Annotated in this window: 14 protein-coding genes and 1 tRNA gene; 7 read left to right on the forward strand and 8 right to left on the reverse strand. The window is 66.5% G+C overall.

Going from position 1 to position 19388, the window contains the following annotated elements; translation table 11 throughout:
• Positions 1-31: 31 nt before the first annotated feature.
• Complete coding sequence (gene recG / locus V6M48_RS08940; RefSeq protein WP_332812194.1) at positions 32-2107, reverse strand: ATP-dependent DNA helicase RecG; 2076 nt, start codon at positions 2105-2107, stop codon at positions 32-34.
• Between the two features lie 87 nt (positions 2108-2194).
• Here recG and V6M48_RS08945 point away from each other — a divergent pair, with 87 nt between their 5' ends.
• Both V6M48_RS08945 and mfd read left to right on the forward strand, forming a co-directional pair.
• Entirely contained in the window at positions 2195-2461 is a 267-nt protein-coding gene (locus tag V6M48_RS08945; protein ID WP_332812195.1) for an FAD assembly factor SdhE, read from the forward strand.
• Positions 2458-5961 (forward strand): transcription-repair coupling factor, encoded by a 3504-nt coding sequence (gene mfd, locus V6M48_RS08950; RefSeq protein WP_332812196.1) that lies wholly within the window; start codon positions 2458-2460, stop codon positions 5959-5961. The genes V6M48_RS08945 and mfd overlap by 4 nt, the downstream gene beginning before the upstream one ends.
• A 132-nt stretch (positions 5962-6093) precedes the next feature.
• On the opposite strand, the gene V6M48_RS08955 is transcribed toward mfd, so the two are convergent.
• Positions 6094-8160 (reverse strand): putative bifunctional diguanylate cyclase/phosphodiesterase, encoded by a 2067-nt coding sequence (locus V6M48_RS08955; RefSeq protein WP_332812197.1) that lies wholly within the window; start codon positions 8158-8160, stop codon positions 6094-6096.
• A 253-nt stretch (positions 8161-8413) separates the two neighbouring features.
• Between V6M48_RS08955 and V6M48_RS08960 the strand changes: the two genes are divergently transcribed.
• Together V6M48_RS08960 and V6M48_RS08965 are read left to right on the forward strand one after the other, a co-directional pair.
• Positions 8414-9196, forward strand: a complete 783-nt coding sequence (locus tag V6M48_RS08960) for an NAD kinase (protein ID WP_332812198.1) — start codon at positions 8414-8416, stop codon at positions 9194-9196.
• 66 nt (positions 9197-9262) lie between these two features.
• Positions 9263-9337: transfer RNA gene (locus V6M48_RS08965), tRNA-Asn, on the forward strand.
• Position 9338: 1 nt separating this feature from the next.
• On the opposite strand, the gene V6M48_RS08970 is transcribed toward V6M48_RS08965, so the two are convergent.
• Complete coding sequence (locus V6M48_RS08970; RefSeq protein WP_332812199.1) at positions 9339-10307, reverse strand: energy transducer TonB; 969 nt, start codon at positions 10305-10307, stop codon at positions 9339-9341.
• 90 nt (positions 10308-10397) lie between these two features.
• Here V6M48_RS08970 and V6M48_RS08975 point away from each other — a divergent pair, with 90 nt between their 5' ends.
• Both V6M48_RS08975 and V6M48_RS08980 read left to right on the forward strand, forming a co-directional pair.
• On the forward strand, positions 10398-11636 hold the full coding sequence (locus tag V6M48_RS08975) for a DUF763 domain-containing protein (protein ID WP_332812200.1): 1239 nt from the start codon (positions 10398-10400) through the stop codon (positions 11634-11636).
• A 129-nt stretch (positions 11637-11765) separates the two neighbouring features.
• Positions 11766-12353 carry a hemerythrin domain-containing protein gene (locus tag V6M48_RS08980; RefSeq protein WP_332812201.1) on the forward strand — a complete coding sequence of 196 codons (588 nt, stop codon included), beginning with the start codon at positions 11766-11768 and terminating at the stop codon, positions 12351-12353.
• Positions 12354-12470: 117 nt separating this feature from the next.
• On the opposite strand, the gene V6M48_RS08985 is transcribed toward V6M48_RS08980, so the two are convergent.
• Entirely contained in the window at positions 12471-12761 is a 291-nt protein-coding gene (locus tag V6M48_RS08985) for a hypothetical protein (protein ID WP_332812202.1), read from the reverse strand.
• A gap of 316 nt (positions 12762-13077) precedes the next feature.
• Between V6M48_RS08985 and V6M48_RS08990 the strand changes: the two genes are divergently transcribed.
• Entirely contained in the window at positions 13078-13515 is a 438-nt protein-coding gene (locus tag V6M48_RS08990; RefSeq protein WP_332812203.1) for a hypothetical protein, read from the forward strand.
• Positions 13516-13602: 87 nt separating this feature from the next.
• Here the strand turns inward: V6M48_RS08990 and V6M48_RS08995 are convergent, their stop codons facing one another.
• The 4 genes from V6M48_RS08995 to V6M48_RS09010 all read right to left on the reverse strand — a co-directional run.
• The gene (locus V6M48_RS08995) at positions 13603-14028 is read right to left on the reverse strand and encodes a PilZ domain-containing protein (RefSeq protein WP_332812204.1); all 426 of its coding nucleotides are present in this window, start codon (positions 14026-14028) and stop codon (positions 13603-13605) included.
• Between the two features lie 94 nt (positions 14029-14122).
• Positions 14123-16879, reverse strand: coding sequence for a preprotein translocase subunit SecA (gene secA / locus V6M48_RS09000; protein WP_332812205.1), 2757 nt, complete (start codon positions 16877-16879; stop codon positions 14123-14125).
• Between the two features lie 260 nt (positions 16880-17139).
• Complete coding sequence (gene trxA / locus V6M48_RS09005; RefSeq protein ID WP_332812206.1) at positions 17140-17460, reverse strand: thioredoxin TrxA; 321 nt, start codon at positions 17458-17460, stop codon at positions 17140-17142.
• Positions 17461-17531: 71 nt separating this feature from the next.
• The coding region (locus V6M48_RS09010; RefSeq protein WP_332812207.1) for a 3'-5' exonuclease at positions 17532-19388 on the reverse strand (1857 nt) is incomplete at its 5' end.

Below are 19388 nucleotides of genomic sequence, written 5' to 3' on the forward strand. Positions count from 1 at the left end.
GGAAAAGGGTGACCCACCGCACCCGAACTTCCTATCCGCTCCTCAGCAAGCCGACCGCGGCGTCCCTTTCCATTAGATAGAGCAAAATCCGCGCCGCCTGGCCGCGCGGGCCCTCGAGGCCGCCGTCGCGGTCGACGAGCAGGCGGGCGTCGTCGGTGGCGCGCTGGATCAGCTCCTGGATCTGCTCGGGGCTGGCGAGGCGGAACTTGGCCTCTCCCGATTGGCGCGTACCCAATATCTCGCCGGCGCCGCGCAGCCGCAGATCCTCCTCGGCGATGCGGAAGCCGTCATTGGTCTCGCGCATCAGCACCAGCCGCGCGCGTGCCGTCTCGCTGAGCATATTGCCGCGCAGCAGCAGGCAGACCGAGCTTTGGTCGCCGCGCCCGATACGGCCGCGCAGCTGGTGGAGCTGGGCGAGGCCAAACCTTTCCGCTCCTTCGACCACCATCAGGCTCGAATTGGGAACATCGACGCCGACCTCGATCACCGTCGTCGCGACCAGCACTTTGATCGTGCCCCGCTGGAAAGCGGCCATCACCTCGTCGCGCTCGGGCCCTTTCATGCGGCCGTGGATCAGCCCGATCGAGTCGCCGAACTGCTCGCGCAGCATCCGTGCGCGTTCCTCGGCGGCGGCCTGGTCGAGCGCCTCATTCTCCTCGACCAACGGGCACACCCAATAGGCCTGGCGCCCTGCCGCGATATGACGGCCGAGCGCGCCGATCACCTCGTCGAGACGCTCGCCGCTCAGCACCCGCGTCTCGATCGGCTGCCGGCCGGGCGGCATTTCGTCGAGGCGGCTGACGTCCATCTCGCCATAATGGGTCAAGGTCAGAGTGCGCGGGATCGGTGTGGCGGTCATCACCAGCAGATGCGGCGGCCGCACCGCTTTCTCGGTCAGCATCAGCCGCTGCGCGACGCCGAAACGATGCTGCTCGTCGACCACGGCAAGGCCGAGATTCTTGTACCGCACCGCCTGCTGGAAGATCGCGTGGGTGCCGACCAGCAGATGGATCGAGCCGTCGGCGAGACCCATCAGCACCGATTCGCGCGCGCGCCCCTTCTCGCGGCCGGTGAGGATGGCGACATTGACCGGCAGGCCGGCGAGCATGCGCGACAGATTGTCGTGATGCTGGCGTGCGAGGATCTCCGTGGGCGCGAGCAATGCGCCCTGCGCGCCGGCCTCGATCGCGACCAACAGCGCCATCAGCGCCACCAGCGTCTTGCCCGATCCGACGTCGCCCTGGAGCAGCCGCAGCATCGGCACCTGCTGGCGCAGATCGCCCTCGATCTCGGCGATCGCGCGCGCCTGCGCGCCGGTCGGCGCATAAGGCAGCCGCAGCTTCGCCCGGAGCGATCCGTCGCCTTCCAGCGGAACGCCTCTGCGGCGGCGCGACGAGGCGCGCACCAGCATCAGCGCGAGCTGGTTGGCGAAGATCTCGTCATAGGCCAGTCGCTCCCGCGCGCTGGCGTCGCTCGGGTCGCGATGCGCCTTGTGGAGCGCGTCTCGCCATTCGGGCCATTTGTGCTTTGCGACCAGGCTCGGCTCGATCCACTCGCCCAGCCCGGGCGCTGCACCCACCGCTGCCGCGCGCTCGAGTGCCTGGCCGGCGAGCTGGCCGATACGGTTGCTGGTGATGCCTTCGGACAAGGCATAGACCGGCTCGCGTTCGGGCAGGCTGGCGGCTTCGTCGGGCGCAAGGACATGGTCTGGATGGACCATCTGCAGCTCCTGGCCGTAGCTTTCGAGCCTGCCCGAGACGAGCTTCGGCTCGCCCAGAGGCAATTGCTTCTTCGCCCAGCCGGGATTGTTGAAATAGGTCACGGTCAGCGCGCGGCCGGCGCGGTCGCGGGCATGGACCCGGAACGGGCTGCGGGCCCCGCCCTGGCGATAGTCAATGGGGGTGACCTCGATGCTGATCACCTGCCCGACATCGCCCTCGTCGAGCGCCAACACCCGCTTGCGGTCGATCCAGCCGGTCGGGAGGTGGAACAGGATATCGAGCACGCGCTCGAGGCCGAGCCGCTTGAGCGGCTTGGCGAGCGCAGGGCCGATGCCTTTGAGCACCTCGACCTCGGCGAACAGCGGATTGAGAATATCGGGGCGCATCACTATCTGCCCTGTTCGATATCTTGTTCCGGCAGGCTCCGCCAGCGCCCGCCGGCCGCCACTGCTTATGCACAGACTGGGAACGACATGGACCGCGAGGCCCGCCTCAAACGCCTGCACTTTCGCGCGTGGCACCGCGGCACCAAGGAAGCCGATCTGCTGATCGGCGGCTTCCTCGATCGCCATCGCCACGGCTGGAGCGATGCCGAGCTGCTGTGGTTCGAGGAACTGCTCGAAGAGCAGGATGTCGACATCATGGCCTGGGCGATCGGAACCCAGGCGCCGCCGGAGCGCTACCAGGGCAACCTCATGCGCGACCTTCAGACCCTCGATTACATCAAGCACCCCGAATGACCGTAGAGACCAAGGACAAGCCGGCCCGCAACACCGGCGACGAGCCCCTGCACAAGATCCTCGCCGCCCGGCAGCCGCTGACCTTGGCCGGCGCGCCGATCGGCTTTCTGCCCTGGCTCGCCGCCGACCTCGCCCGCGCCGCAAAGGGCCGCGCCGTGATGGTCGCGCCCGACGAGGCCGAGATGCGCCATGTCGCCGACGCTGCGGCCTATTTCGCGCCCGAGCTCGAGGTGCTGACCTTTCCCGCCTGGGACTGCCTCCCCTACGACCGCGCGTCGCCGTCGCTTCATTCCTCCTCGGAGCGGCTCGCGACCTTGCACGCGCTGCAACGGCCGCGCAGGGGCCCGCAGCTGCTCGTCACGACGGTCAATGCCGCGACCCAGCGCACCTTGACGCCGTTCCGCATCCGCCAGCTCGTGGCGCATCTCGCGCCCGGCGAGCGGATCGACCTCGAGCGGCTGACGGCGCTGCTGCAGGCCAACGGCTATGTCCGCAGCGATACCGTCGCCGACGCGGGCGAATATGCGATCCGCGGCGGCCTCGTCGATCTCTTCCCCTCGGGCGAGAGCGAGGCGCTTCGCCTCGACTTCTTCGGCGACGAGATCGAGAGCATCCGCCGCTTCGATCCGGCGACGCAGCGCACCACCGGCACCCTCGACGGCTTCACGCTTCTCCCCGCCTCCGAGACGTTGCTCGACGAGGCGAGCATCAAGCGCTTCCGCTCGCGCTACCGCGAATTGTTCGGCGCTACCGCGACCGGCGATCCGCTCTATCAGGCCGTGTCCGACGGCCGCCGGCTGTCGGGCCTCGACCATTGGCTGCCTTTGTTCGAGGAAAAGCTCGCGACCTTGTTCGATCACCTCGGCAGCGACGATGTCGTCGTGCGTGAGGCCGGAACGGCAGCGGCGGCGGACTCGCGCTTCGAGGCGATCAGCGATTATCACCAGAATCGCGCCCGCGCCCAATCGACCGATCCGGGCAGCTACAGGCCGCTCGATCCGGCGACGCTCTATCTGGCGCCCAAGGAATGGGAGGCGCTGATCGCCGAGCGGCCGCTGCATCTCACCACACCGTTCCACGAGCCCGAAAGCGCCGCCGTGATCGACTTCGAGGTCGAGAACGCACGCGATTTCGCGCCCGAGCGCTCGCAGAACGCCAACGTCTACGAAGCGGTGGCGAGCCATATCTCCGCGCTGCGCAGGGCGAAGCAGAAGGTCGTGCTGGCGAGCTATTCGAAAGGCGCGCGCGAGCGGCTCGAAGGCCTGCTTGCCGATCATGGCGTGACTCGGCTCGAGCAGGCCGAAAGCTGGCAGGAGGCGCTCGGCGCCGCCGCCAAGGGCCAGACCGCGCTGGTCGTGGTGCCGCTCGATCACGGCTTCACCGCGCGGGACGTCGCCTTGCTGACCGAGCAGGACATGCTCGGCGACCGGCTGGTGCGGCGACGCAAGCGGCGCAAGAGCCAGGATGCGTTCCTCAGCGAGCTTGCGACGCTCACCCCGGGGGACCTGGTCGTCCACAATGATCACGGCATCGGCCGCTACGAAGGGCTGACCCAGATCCCGGTCGGCACCTCGCCGCACGATTGCGTCGCGCTCGAATATGCCGGCGGCGACAAGCTCTACGTGCCGGTCGAGAATATCGACGTGCTGTCGCGCTACGGAAGCGAGAGCGACGGAGTCACGCTCGACAAGCTGGGCGGCGAGGCGTGGCAGCGCCGCAAGTCGAAGATGAAGGAGCGGATTCGCGCGATCGCCGGCGACCTCATCAAGACCGCCGCCGAACGTGCGCTGCGCCCCGGCCAGATCGCCGAACCCGACACCGGCTACGCCGCCTTCGTCGACCGCTTCCCCTATGAGGAAACCGAGGATCAGGAGCAGGCGATCGCCGAGGTGATTGCGGACCTGCGCGACGGCAAGCCGATGGACCGCCTGGTCTGCGGCGACGTCGGCTTCGGCAAGACCGAGGTCGCGCTGCGCGCCGCGTTCGTCGCCGCGATGGCCGGGATGCAGGTCGCGGTGATCGCGCCGACCACCCTGCTCGCCCGGCAGCATTACACGAGCTTCAAGGAGCGCTTCCACGGCTTTCCGATCGAGATCGGCCGCCTCTCGCGCCTCGTTCCCGCCGCCGAGGCCAAGGAGACGCGCGCGAGGATCGCCGAGGGCCAGGTCGACATCGTGATCGGCACCCACGCGCTGCTTGCGAAATCGGTCGAGTTCAAGAATCTCGGGCTGGTGATCATCGACGAGGAGCAGCGCTTCGGAGTCACCCACAAGGAACGGCTCAAGGCGATGAAGGCCGACGTCCATGTGCTGACGCTGACCGCGACGCCGATCCCGCGCACCCTGCAGATGGCGATGTCGGGCCTGCGCGAGCTTTCGGTGATCCAGACGCCGCCGGTCGACCGGCTCGCGGTGCGCACCTATGTCGTTCCCTGGGATCCGGTCGTGATCCGCGAGGCGCTGCTGCGCGAACATTATCGCGGCGGGCAGAGCTTCTTCGTCGCGCCGCGGGTCGCCGATTTGCCCGACATCGAGACCTTCCTGCGCGAGGAGGTGCCCGAGGTGACGTTCGTCACCGCCCACGGGCAGATGCCGGCGACCGAGGTCGAGGAGAAGATGTCGGCCTTCTACGACCGGCGCTACGACGTCCTGCTCTCGACGACGATCATCGAAAGCGGGCTCGACATCCCGAGCGCCAACACGCTGATCACCCACCGCGCAGACCGTTTCGGGCTTGCCCAGCTCTACCAGCTGCGCGGGCGGGTCGGGCGCGCCAAGACCCGCGCCTATGCCTATTTCACGACGCCGGCGACGCGGCTGGTCACCGAGACCGCCGACAAGAGGCTGCAAGTGCTCGCCAATCTCGAATCGCTCGGCGCCGGCTTCCAGCTTGCCAGCCACGATCTCGACATCCGCGGCGCGGGCAATCTGCTCGGCGACGAGCAGTCGGGCCATATCAAGGAGGTCGGTTTCGAGCTCTACCAGTCGATGCTCGAGGAAGCGATCGTCGAGGCCAGGGCCGACGAAGCCGGGATCAAGCCGCCGACCGAGGATTTCTCGCCGCAGATCACGGTCGACGCGCCGATCATGCTGCCCGAGGAATATGTCCCGGACCTCGACCTGCGCATGGGGCTCTATCGGCGCATCAACGATCTCCAGACGCCGCAGGAGATCGAGGCGTTCGCGGCCGAGCTGATCGACCGATTCGGCAAGCTTCCCCAAGCGACCAACAATCTGCTCAAGATCATCGAGATCAAGCTCAACTGTCGCAAGGCGAGCGTCGCAAAGCTCGACGTCGGCGCCAAGGGGGCGCTGATCCACTTCCACAACGACCAATTCCCCGATCTCGAGGGGCTGATCGGCTATGTCCAGCATCTCAAGGGCAGCGCCAAGCTTCGCCCCGACAGCAAGCTGGTGATCACGCGTAGCTGGCCGAACGCCGGCGACCGGATCAACGGCGCGCTGCAGCTGTCGCGGGGGCTGGCGAAGATCGTGGGCTGAAGCTGGTCCCGGTGATGGGCGGGCGCTCCAAAACTCCGTTCGCGGTGAGCTTGTCGAACCGCTCTCCTTCTTTCTCAGAGAAGGAAAGGCCTTCGACGGGCTCAGGCCGAACGGTTTTGGAGGGAGGGCGTTTCAGCCGGAAGGCTTCATCAGCTCGACAAGCTCCTTCGCCGACACCGGCGGCGAGCAGAGGAAGCCCTGATAGAGGTTACAGCCTTCCTGAGCGAGGAGATCGAGCTGCTCCTGGGTCTCGACCCCTTCCGCGATCACGCCGAGCCCGAGCGAGCGCGCCATGTCGATCACGCTGCGCACGACGATGCGATCGCGCGGCGAGCCGGTGATGTCCTCGCACAGCCGTTTGTCGATCTTGAGATAATCGAGCGGCAGCGCCTTCAGATAAGCGAGGCTTGAATAGCCGGTGCCGAAATCGTCGATCGCGATCCGCAGGCCGGCCTCGCGCAGCCGCGCGAGCAGATGCGCGGCGGCGTTGAGATCTTCGATCAGGCCGCTCTCGGTCACCTCGACGGTGAGCCGCTCGGGCGCGAAGCCGAGCGAGCCGACCAAAGCGACGAATTGCTCCGCAAAGCCGGGCCGGACGATGTCCGCGGCGGTGATGTTGACCGACAGGCGCAGCCCGTCGAGCACGGCGGGCCATGCGGCGGCGGCGGCGATCGCCTTGCGCTGGACGTGATCGGACAGCTGGACGAGATAATCGGAGCGTTCGGCGACGCCGAACAAGGTCGTCGCGCCAAGCTCGCCAAATTCCGGATGACGCCAGCGCGCGAGCGCTTCGACGCCGGTTATCTTGCCGCTCGTCACCGCGACCTGTGGCTGGAACAAGATGTCGATCTGATCGGCATCGAGCGCGCGCCTGAGGTCGATCTCGAGCTGGTCGCCGACCGCGGCTTCATTCTGCGCGCCGGCGTCGAGCACCCTGATCGGCCCCGCTTCGCTCGCCGCCGCTTCGACGAGCGCGGTGCTCGCGCGGCGCAGCAGGCTGGCGGGATCGTCGCCGGGCGCCGCCGCGACCACGCCGACGCGGCTGCCCAGGGTGATGACGTGATCGCCCGACATGAACGGGCGCGCGAGCGCCTCGACCAGTTGCACCGCCATGAACCGGCCTTCGGCGAGGCTGGTCGGCGCCGCGAGCATAACCGCGAACTGGGCACCGGCGAGACGCGCGACGAGGCGACGCTTGTTGTCGGCGTCGACCAGCCGCTCGATGCGGCGCGCCGCGGCCTGGAGCACGGCGTCGCCCGTCGCCCGCCCGAACGCGGCGTTGATCGCATCGAACCGGCTCACCGCGAGCAGCAGCACGACCAACGCCGGCTGGTGCGGCGCGCCGCTTGCAAGCTGATCCTCGATCCAGGCGCGCGCGGCCTGGCCGTCGCGAACCCCGGTCAGCGGATCGCGCGAATGGAAGCCGGGCGGAGCGTCGGGCCGGATCGTCTCGGTGTGGCCGACGATTTCGCCCGCAGCGCCCTCGACGCGGAGATGATGCGCGAGCCGCGCCCCGCCGGCGCCATCATGATGGGCGAAGGCCGTCGATTCGCCGGTGGCGATCAGCCGATCGACCGCGAACCGCGCCGCGCGCCGGCCTTCCGCATCGAGCCTGCGGAACAAGTCCATCAGCGACACGCGCCGTCCCTCGTCCTCGCCGAAGCCGGCCTTGCGGGCGAGCGCCGGGCTGAGCTCGACGGTTCGCGATCCTGGGCGCCAGCGCCACGACGCCGGTTCGTCGCCCGGCTGCTCCTCGCCGCTGCGCCGGAGCGGCCGGTAGCCGCCGCCGACCCGCTCGGCGTGGCGGTCGGCGAAGCGCAGGGCCTGCAGGAATTCGTCGTCGCTGAACGGCGCGACGAGGAAATGGGTCGCACCCTCGTCGTGAAACTGGGCGAGCGCGGCGCTGTCCTCAGCGGAGACCAGCACCAGCAATGCCCCTGCATTGGCTTCGACCGCATCGGCGAGGATGCGCACCCCTTGATGGGCCTCGTCGAGCGCGTCGCGTGCATCGACCAAAGCCACTGAGGCGCGCGAGGTGACGAAGCGCGCCTCAGCACCGGCGGAGCGGCGCGCGGCGATCGGCTGCCAGCCCGCCTGCTCGACCATATGGGTGAGCGGATCACGATGCCGCGCCGACAGGATGAACAATGGCGTCGCGGCTCTTGCCCTTCTTTTGCTGTTGGTTCGGGCCGCGGCCATCGTTGCGCGCCTAGACCAGGTTCGGATCGCGCGCGTTGGCGCCGCGACGCGCCGCAGGGCGGCTCGTCAGAGGATCGTGTTTCATATGCTGGCGCGCTTTCCGGCCCTCACGACCTGACCCTTCCCCGGACAAGCGCTCTAACCCGCCCCCGCCGCGCCGCCAATCGCTTTCACATCCGCGATGGCGGCTTGCCCCCGGCTGGGACATGCGCCGCCTTGCCCGCGGCGGGGAACGACCCTAGCAATGGCGGCGATGGCCGAACCACTGGATACGCCGACGGCGCTGGTCGCCTCCCTCGCCGAGGCGGCGCAATCGGCTGAAGCCGAGCTGCGCGAGCGCTATCAATTCGTTCCGATCGAGCAGGCCAAGCGGATCGTCGCGATCGGCGGCGACGGCTTCCTGCTGCACACGCTTCACGAGATGCTCGACCGCGACGGCCTCTGCCCGGTGTTCGGCATGAACCGCGGCACGGTCGGCTTCCTGATGAACGAATGGCGCGTCGAGGACCTCCAGGAACGGCTCAGCCGCGCCAAGGCATTCGCGGTGCCGCCGCTGGCGATGGAAGCCACCACGGTCGGCGGCGCGACGCTCAAATATTACGCGATCAACGAGGTCTCATTGCTTCGCGAGACGCGCCAGACCGCGTGGATCGAAGTGTCGGTCAACGGCCGTGTCGTCCTTCCCGAGCTCGTCTGCGACGGGGTACTGACCGCGACCCCGGCCGGTTCGACCGCCTATAATTTCTCGGCGCAGGGACCGATCCTGCCGCTCGGCTCGAACATGACCGCGCTGACCCCGATCAGCCCGTTCCGTCCACGCCGGTGGCGCGGCGCGCTGATTCCCGACGATCTGACGATCTCGTTCCGGGTGCTCGATCCGGTCAAAAGGCCGGTTTCGGCGGTCGCCGACCAGATCGAGGTGCGCGACGTCGCGACGGTCAAGGTGCGGGTCGAACGCGCGATGGCGCTGAGCCTCCTGTTCGATCCCGAGCATGCGCTCGACGAGCGGATCGCGATGGAGCAATTCGCCTTCTAACCCCGTGCGACGCCTTGCCAGTCCAAAAAACATGCTGCTATAGGCGCGCCTGCCTGAAGAGGCTGCTCCCCGGTAGCTCAGCGGTAGAGCAACCGGCTGTTAACCGGTTGGTCGATGGTTCGAATCCGTCCCGGGGAGCCATTCATTCAGATCCTTCACCCCTGTCCGTAGAACGGCGAAGCGAATCTGCGCCACTCAAATCACTGCCGCCCGTTCGTGAAACGGGGGGCGAAAGCAGCCATCGGACTCTCCCGGTTTGGCTGCTCTTCACAGGCTTGCCCTGGGCATCGATAGCAGGCGAAAATCTTGCGCGGGTTTTGATGACATAGCAGGATTGTGCGTCGAGGGAGGCATAGCCGCTCGTCTGATCAACCGTGCAATCGGCGATCGAGCCTTTCTCGTCGATGAGCAGCACGAAGCTGAGCTGACCGCCCTGCTCCTCCAACAGCGCGATTTCGGGGTAATCCTCGGACGAGAACATGGATTTCAAGGAAGGACGTGTCTTAGCGACTTGCCTGATGCGAGCCTCCCGTGTCGTTCCCACACTCCATACCTCCTGCAGATCCTGCAAACACACGTCGATGGCCTTTGATAGCTCCTTCATCTGCGCAAGCTGGAGGCTCACTTGCGGCTGTCCCTTCACATCGAGCGTTACCCGACTTGCCTCACGCAAGAGAGCATAGTCCTGCCACGGCAGATTGATCCGATGCATGATCATGTTGCCGGCGGTTTTCGAGCCGAATACCAGTGCGGATGTTGAAATGGGCTTGCCTTCATCAGGCGTGAGCCGCGCCGGGACTTGCTCCGCGACGGCTTTCTTACCGGATCGCAAAAAGCCGATCTGCATCACGTTTCCGAGCGGTGACGGCTTCAATAAAAATGTCAGCTTGTCGTCGCCTGAACCATAGTCTCGCGACGCGACACATTGCGCGTCTGCAAAATCGACCACCCATTTCCCCGCTGGAGCCGTCGGCTGCACATCAACGGGCGCAGCAGCTACCAGCATCAGAAAGAGAGCGTGCTCGATCATCGATGGAAGGTGCAATGTGCGGCGAGCAGCAGTCAATGGGCATTTTGCTTTTTCGGAGCCCAAAAAATTGCTGCCGAACAACGCGTTGCGCCTGACGGACCGTGATCAGTCCTCGTCTGATGCGCCGCAGCGATGCTTGCAATGTTCCGCCTATGTTCTATGATCGCGGCCGTGACCAGACGAGCCGGCAGCGCCGATCTTCCGCTTCACGGCGGCCGCGTGCCGGCGTGGCTCGGGCAGCGCATGACGCGGCTCGGCGCTGTGATCACCCAGGCGATCGTCCACCATTATGGCCGCGACGAATTCCTGCGCCGCCTCGCCCATCCCTTCTGGTTCCAGTCGTTCGGCGCGGTGATGGGGATGGACTGGCATTCGTCGGGCATCACCACCAGCGTCGTCGGCGCACTCAAGCGCGGCCTGACGCCGCTTGCCGGCGAGCTTGGCATCCATGTCTGCGGCGGCCGCGGCCGGCACTCGCGCAAGACTCCGGACGAGCTGGCCGCGGTCGGTGCCCGCACAGGGCTTGATGGCAGTGCGCTGGCGCGAAGCAGCCGGCTGGTCGCGAAGGTCGACAGCGCCGCGGTGCAGGACGGCTTCGATCTCTACCTGCACGGCTTCATCGTCACCGATGACGGCAAATGGGTGGTGGTCCAGCAGGGCATGAACGGCCGGCTCGCGCGCCGCTACCATTGGCTTTCGGAAGGCCTCGAGAGCTTCGTCGAGGCCCCCCACAATGCGATCGACGGAAAAGCCGTCGGCGAGATCCTGAACCTCACCGACCGACGCGCGGCGGGATCGCGCAGCAGCCAGCTCGAGCTGTTGCGCGATTGGGGCCCGGACCGGATCGTTCGCGAGTACAGCGCGCTCGGACCGCCGCCACCGCCGAGCGACCAGCAGCTGCTTCCCCACCTGATCATGCCCGAGCACCATGACGTCCGCCCCAAGGATGTCGTCGCGCGCCGGCTCCAGGGCGCACTCGCCGCCGCTGCGGAGCAAGGCCCCAGCGACTTCGCCGAGCTGATGCTGGTGCCCGGCGTGGGCGCGCGCACCGTCCGCGCGCTCGCGTTGGTCGCCGAGGTGGTCCACGGCACACCCTGCCGGTTCAGCGACCCGGCGCGCTTCTCGCTCGCCCACGGCGGCAAGGACCGCCACCCCTATTCGGTGCCGCTCAAGGTCTATGACGAGACGATCGCGGTGATGAAGAGCGCCGTCGACAAGGCAAGGCTCGGCAATGAGGAGAAGCTCGGCGCCGTCCGCCGCCTCGATGCGCAGGCGCGGCGGCTCGAGCGCGGCGCCGCGGGAGCATCGGTCGACGCCTTCATCGTCGAGGAACGCCGTCTCTCCCATTCCTATGGAGGGCGAAGCGTGTTCGGCCTGGAGCCAGCACCGGGCGCCGAGCAGGCAGGCTGAAACAGGCCTCACCGGCCCGGCGACGGGCCTTCGTCCGCTCCCGATGTCGTCGGGCCACGGCTCCCGGCGTGATCAGGAACATTGTCGATCAATCCGGGTTGCAATCGGCATTCGAGGAGGAAATCCACCATGGCAACCAAGAAACGATCGAGTGCGAACGAGTCCGGCTGGAGCAGCGGCAGTGCAGGCGTGCTGGTGGGCGCCGCCGTTGCTGGCGCGGCGATTGGGCTGGCGGCCAATGTCGGGCGCAAATTGTTCGTCCAATTCACCAGCGGCGCTACCGGCAATTGGTCCGACGCCCTCGCCACCGAGCATAAGATGACCCTGGCAGTGTTCGACAAGATCCAAGCGACCAACGACAGCCAGACGATGATGCGCTCGCACCTCCTCGCCAAGCTCAAATATGCGCTGACCAAGCATGCGCTGCAGGAAGAAAATGTCATCTACCCCGCGCTGCGCGAAGCCGGCGAGAGGGTCGATGCGGATCACCTCACCGCGGATCACGGCTATGTGAAGACCTACCTCTACGAACTTGAAGCGATGGCGAAAGACGACCCGTCGTGGCTGCCGAGAGTCGCGGAATTCCGGACGATGATCGAGCGGCATATGCGCGAGGAAGAGGACGACGTCTTCCCGCGCTTCCGCGCCTGGCTCTCCGAGGAGAAGGACAAGGAACTGACCGCATTGATGAACAAGGAAGGATTCAAGTTCGCCTGAAGCCCCGGCTCAAGCCCGGAAGCCAAGCCTCTCGGATCGGCGGATAATGAGGCGGCGCATGGCAATACGCCGCCTCAGAGATCGGTTCGGGTCAGATGGCCCGGACCATGCAGTCTGTTATTGAGCGACTACTGCGTTCGTCTCGGCAGGGGTCATCGCATCGGCATTGAGATCGGCGTCGTCGATCGCCTCTTCCTTCGCCTCGCCCGCTTCGCGCGTGGCGTCCGCTTGAGCTTCGAGCGAGTCTGCTGCGGCGCCGCTCGTGTTGTCGGCCGCGGCGTCGAGCGCGTCCGCCTTATTCTCCATATTCTCCTGCGCCTGCTCCCCAAGCGAATCGTCGCCGCTGCCGCCGCAAGCGGCGAGTGCGAGACATCCGGCTGCCACGGCGGCGGTCATCAAAGCTTTCACATTGTTTCTCCTGTTTGGTGACGTGCGGGCACATCGCCGAAATCGACGATCTGCGCGCAAATCCGGTTCCAAACGAACCAGCTGCCGCTTGGCTCCCGCCATCGGCGCTGATCGACCGAAAAAGCCTTCCCTCGTCCCTTCGGCTCCCCTCGCCTGCGTCGCGGAGCGCCTGCTTCCGGCGGCGTCATTGTCGAACTGAAACGAGGTGCTAATGTCCTGATGCCGGGGGAGTCGTGGGAAACGCAATCCGCGCGGACAGCTTCGTTCGGTGCAGGTCCAGTGATGACGGTCTGCGTACCGCAAAACAGGAGGCTCTATGCGCTACGGATCCACATTTCTGATCGCTCTCGGACTTTTTGCAGCTCCCGCGCTCGCGCAAAGCGAGGCCCCTTCGTACAGCAAGGGATCGGTTTGGGACTATGGGCAGATCAAGACCGTCGACGGCCATTTCGACGATTATATGAAATGGCTTGCCGGTCCCTGGCAGGAGCAGCAGGAAGCGTTGAAGAAGGCCGGGCATATCGTCAGCTACAAGGTCCTGCTGGTTGCCGATCCCCGCAAGGACGAGCCGGACATCATCCTCGCCACCGAATATGCCAACATGGCCGCGTTCGACCGCTCGACCGCCGAAGAATATAAGATGGGCGAGAAGATCTGGGGGTCGTTGAGCAAGGCATCGCAGGAGCAGGCCGCGCGCGGTGCCATTCGCACCGTGTTGGGCACGATGATGGTTCGCGAAGCCGTCTTGAAATAATCGGAGCGGGTGGTGGCGGGGTGGCGCACGGCCACCTTGCCATCAAGCCGCCGCTCGGAGCTTTTACCCCGGCGGACGCCGGCGAAGCTAGCTTCCGCTCGGCTTCGGCCAGCTGCCGGTGCTGGTCGCGGGGCTGCGTACGGGGTCGCGCCGATAGAGCCGCCCGGGCTCGCTGGTCGGCGGCTTGGCGCGTGGGCGGCCGACGTGGACCAGCACCTCGCTTTCCTCGATCGGCGTCAGGAACTCGATACCGAACCGGCCCTTTGCGGCCCAGGCGACACGCGCCGTGACGATCGTCTCGCCGCGCTCGAACACCAATTCGCTGCCGACCGGCGGCATCGTCTCGGCCTCGAGCAAGGCGCCGTTCTGGGAAAGATTGCGCAGCCGCACATCCATCAGCCCGCCCGGCAGGCGCACCTTGGCGGCGAGAAGCACGAGCGAGCGCTTGCTGCGCCGCTTGTGCGGACCGTCGTCCTCGCCTTCCACGCCCATGCTGATGCCCACTCCATCCATGTCGAATGCCGCTCCCACCGGCGCGGGAGCACAATCGGCCATCGCGCCCTAAGGGACGGTTAAATTTGCCTCAAAAGCGCGACTATTTGCGGTCTCAGAGCGCGCCGTGGCAATGCTTGTATTTGCGCCCCGAGCCGCACGGGCAAGGCGCGTTGCGGCCGACCTTCCCCTCCTCTTCCTCGGCAATCACACCTGCCGGCATCTCCGGCTTCGGCATTTGCAACGGCGGCAAGCGCGAAAGGATGTTGCCGGTCGCGGAATCGATGTCGGCGCTGTCATCGTCGCCGCTGAGCGGATCGATATGGCTGGTGATGAAGTCCGGCAGCTCGGGAAGATCGCCGAACTCGCTCAAGTCGGCCAGCGAGGGATCATCCTCGACCGTGAAGCGGGCATGCGCCAAGGTCCGGGTCACGCCCTCGCGGATCGCGCCGAGCATCCGCTCGAACAGCGCGAAAGCCTCATGCTTATATTCGTCGATCGGCTTCTTCTGCGCATAAGCCCGCAGGTGGATGACCTGGCGGAGCGCATCGAGCGTCGCGAGATGGTCCTTCCAATGCTGGTCGAGCGACTGCAGCAGCACGTTCTTTTCGACCTGGATGTAGGTTTCGGGCGGCAGGATCGCCGCTTTCTCGGCCATTTGCGCGTCCGCCAATTCGCGGATCCGCTCGACGAGCAGCTCCGGCTCGACCGCATCCTCGGTCAGCCACGCGTCGATCGGCGGCTGCAGGCCGAACACGTCCTCTATCCGCTCCTTGAGCAGCGCGACGTCCCATTGCTCGGGATAGCTGTTGGGCGGGCACGCCTCGCCGACGATCGAATTCACCGTCTCGAGGCGCATGTCCTCGACCACGTCGCCGACCGTCTCCGCGTCCATGATGTCGGCGCGCTGCTCGTAGATCACCTTGCGCTGGTCGTTCATCACGTCGTCGAACTCGACGACCTGCTTGCGGATGTCGTAGTTGCGCGCCTCGACCTTCTTCTGCGCGGTCTCGATCGCCTTTGAGATCCACGGGCTGACGATCGCCTCGCCATCCTCGAGGTTCTTGTTCATCAGACGCGCGAACATCGTTTGCGGCCCGAAGATGCGCAGCAGATCGTCGTCAAGGCTGAGATAGAAGCGGCTGAGACCCGGATCGCCCTGGCGTCCGGAACGGCCGCGCAGCTGGTTGTCGATCCGCCGGCTCTCGTGGCGCTCGGTGCCGAGCACGAACAGCCCGCCGGCCGCGAGCACGCGGTCCTTCTGCTCGGCGACCTCGGCCTTGATGCGCGCGATCGCGGCATCGCGTTCCGGCCCGTCGGGCATGTCCGCGAGCTCGTCGTCGATCCGGAAATCGACGTTGCCGCCGAGCTGGATGTCGGTCCCGCGGCCGGCCATGTTGGTCGCGATCGTCACCGCACCCATCGCGCCGGCCTGCGCGACGATATGCGCTTCATGCTCGTGATAGCGCGCGTTGAGCACCTCGTGCTTGACGCCTTCGCGATTGAGATATTCCGACAGCAGCTCCGATTTCTCGATCGAGACGGTGCCGACCAGCACCGGCTGGCCGATCTCCTGCTTCTCCTTGATCGACTTGGCGATGGCCGCGAATTTGTCGCCGATATTCTTGTAGAATTCGTCATCCTCGTCGATGCGCTGCACCGGCACGTTGGTCGGGATGGTGACGACGTTCATCTTGTAGATGTCGTAGAATTCGGGCGCCTCGGTCAGCGCGGTGCCGGTCATCCCGCCGAGCTTGGGATAGAGGCGGAAGTAATTCTGGAAGGTGATCGACGCGAGCGTCTGGTTCTCCGGCTCGATCCGCACCCCCTCCTTCGCTTCGACCGCCTGGTGGAGGCCGTCCGACCAGCGCCGGCCCTCCATCATGCGGCCGGTGAACTCGTCGATGATGATGACCTTGTCGTCCTTGACGATATAGTCGGTGTCGCGCTTGAAGATGATGTTCGCCCGCAGCGACTGGTTCAGGTGGTGGACCACCTGGGTGTTCTCGAAATCGTAGAGGTTGGCGCCGAACAGCAGCCCGGCATCCTCGAGCATGCGCTCGACCTTCTCGGTGCCGTCCTCGGTCAGCACGACCGATTTCTGCTTCTCGTCGACCTCGTAATCGATCGGCTCGAGCTGGCGCACCAGCGCGTCGACCGACATGTAGAGCTCGGATTTGTCGTCGGTCGGCCCGGAGATGATCAGCGGCGTCCGCGCCTCGTCGATCAGGATCGAATCCACCTCGTCGACGATCGCGAAATTGAACGGCCGCTGCACCATCTGGTTGCGCTCATATTTCATGTTGTCGCGCAGATAGTCGAAGCCGAATTCGTTGTTGGTGCCGTAGGTGATGTCGGAGGCGTAAGCCGCGCGGCGCTGGTGATCGGTGAGATTGGGGACGATCACGCCCACGGTCATGCCGAGGAAGCGGTAGATCTGGCCCATCCAGTCGGCGTCGCGGCGGGCGAGATAATCGTTGACCGTGACGACGTGCACGCCCTTGCCCGGGATGGCGTTGAGGTAGGTCGCAAGCGTCGCGACCAGGGTCTTGCCCTCGCCGGTGCGCATCTCGGCGATCTCGCCGCGGTGAAGCACGATGCCGCCGACCATCTGGACGTCGTAATGGCGCTGACCGAGCGTCCTTGACGCGGCCTCGCGAACGGTGGCGAATGCCTCGGGAAGGATGTCCTCGAGCGAGCTGCCGCTTTCCACCCGCTGGCGGAAGATCGCGGTCTGCTGGCGCAGCTCGTCGTCGGTCATTGCGGAGATGGTCGGTTCGAAACCGTTGATGCGGTCGACGATCTTTTGCAGCGAGCGGACGTAGCGGTCGTTTGATGATCCGAAGATGGTTTTGGCAAATCCGCCAAACATGGGTGATCCTGTCGTTAATTGCGCGTCTGCAAACCTGCGCAGCCGAGGCGGCCGCTCCCCGCAGTATCCGTCGCGGGATGTAGGGTCGGCCCCTGTTCAAGTCAATTGACGCGCCCTGCGCCGGAGGGTCGGCGCAGGGGCGACGAACAAGGCCTATGGCTCGGGAGCGAGCCGTTCGCGACAGCGTTCAGGACCACCCCCGGCGAGCGGATTCCTAGCCCATGAAACCCAGCGCCCCGCCTAAGCGGAACCGGGAGCGTCTAGAGCTGCTGTTCCAGCCAGCTTTGCAGCGCGCTCTTCGGCGCGGCGCCGACCTTGGTCGCCGCCGGCACCCCGTCCTTGAACAGGATCATCGTCGGGATACCGCGCACGCCATATTTGGCGGGAGCGTCGGGATTGTCGTCGATGTTCAGCTTGGCCACCGTCACCTTGCCGTCGAGCTCGTCGCTGATCTCTTCCAGCGCCGGCCCGATCATCTTGCACGGGCCGCACCATTCCGCCCAGAAGTCCACGAGCACCGGGCCGGATGCGCTCAGCACATCCTGTTGGAAGCTGTCGTCGGTGACGGTCTTGGTAGCCATGTTGATCTCCTGCGGAACGTCTGAAGTATGTAGGAACTGCCGGGCGTTCGCTCAACTGGCAATTGGGGCGCTCAACCGGCAATCGGGGCGCCAATCGGATGGTGGGGCGTTTCCGCGCCCGGCATGTGCGGCGCGAGCCGGCTGCGGTCGAGCGCGAACAGCGCCGGGCCTGCGGTGTAGAGCAAGGCTGCCTCGACCTTGCGGCCGGGGAAGATCACCTCGAGCGCGGCGACATAGGCCGCCATCTGGCGAAGATGCGGCGCCGGGATGGAATCCGGGCCGGTTGGGGCGTTGCGCCCGGTCTTGAAGTCAACGAATCCGATCCGATCCGGCGTCACCAGCAGCCGGTCGACAGTCCCGGTGATCACGCTGCCGTCGGCAGTGACCGCGGCGATCGGCGCCTCGGCCAGCGCCTCCGGCGCGAAGATGCCAGCGAAATCGGGGTGGGAAATGATCGCGCAGGCATTGTCGACGAGCTCCCGCCGAACCGCCGCATCGGCGATCCCGGCCGATCGCTCGAGCCACACGTCGGCCAAAGCGGCGCGATCCGCCGGAGCCACTTCGGGAAGCCGCTCGAACAAAGAATGGAGAAGCTTGCCGCGCTCGGCCGCCTGACGCATCGCCGGGCTCGGCGGCGGATCGGGGGCGTCGTCGTCGCCGATCGCGGAGGGCACCAGCGGCCGTGGCGGGCGCAGCTCGGCCGGGGCCGCTTGGCTGAGCCACGCCGGCAAGGTTGCGCTGGCGCGCGCGGGCGGAGCCGCGGGCCGGCTCGACGGCGTCTCAGCGACACCCAGGCGCATGCCCCGCCCCCACAAGGGATCGTCCTGCCACTCGCAGCCGAGCCCATTCAGCGCGCGCTCGACGATCGCATGCCAGCTCGCGACTGGGGGCCCGTTGCGATCGGCCGGCCCAAGCGCTCCGCCCAGAAACAGCCGTTCCTCGGCACGGGTCAGCGCGACATAGAGCAGCCGCCAATGCTCCTGGCGCTCGCGCTGCTCTTGGGCTTCGAGCTGCGATTTGAGCGGCTCGACCAATTCCTCCTTGCGCGGGCGGAGGATCGGGATGGCCTCGGCGTCGCCAAGCTTCGCCGAGGCGCCGCGCAGGCCGCCGCCCTTTCGGTCGGGATCGGCGCAAGCGTCGGCGAGGATCACGATCGGGGACTGCAATCCCTTCGCGCCATGGACGGTGATCACCCGCACCGCGTCGATCGGGCTGCCGGGGTCGCGGACGATTTCGACGTCGCCGCGCGCGAACCAGTCGATGAAACGCTGCAGCGACGGTGCCGACCTCGCCTCGAAGTCGAGCGCGCTGGCGAGCAATTCCTCGATCGGATCGCGCGCCTCGGGGCCAAGGCGCTCAAGCAGCCGGCGGCGGCCGTCGAGCGGCCCCGAGAGGATCGTCTCGAAGAATTGGTGGGGCGTGGCATAGTCGGCCATCGCCAGGATTTCGCCGAGCCCTTGCAAAGCAGCCGCCTCGGCGAGCGCGCGAGGGTGCTGGCGCAGATGCGGCCACAGCGCGCCAGTCCGCCGATGTGCGACCGCGAAAAGATCGTCCTGGCTCCAGCCGAACAGCGGCGAGACGAGCAGCGACGCGAGGTTGAGATCGTCGAGCGGCTGGAGCGCGAAACGCGCCGCTGCGAGCAGATCCTGGACGGCGAGCGGCGCGCTGAGCAGCAGCCGGTCGACCCCGGCGACCGGAACGCCCTCGGCGTGCAGCCGGGCGACGATCAGCGATGCGAGCGTGCCGCGGCGGCGAACGAGGATCAATATGTCCTCGGGCCGCAGCGGCCGACCGCGCGCCTCGACATGAAAGGGATGATCGAGCCACGCGCGAACCTGCTTCGCGAGGCGGGCCGCATAGCGCCGCACCGCGTCGCTGACCCAACCTTCCTCGCCGGCGTCGATATCGTCGCCCTCATTCTCCTCGCT

The organism is Sphingomonas sp. (genome assembly GCF_036677245.1).
In the GTDB taxonomy this organism is placed as follows: Bacteria; Pseudomonadota; Alphaproteobacteria; order Sphingomonadales; family Sphingomonadaceae; genus Allosphingosinicella.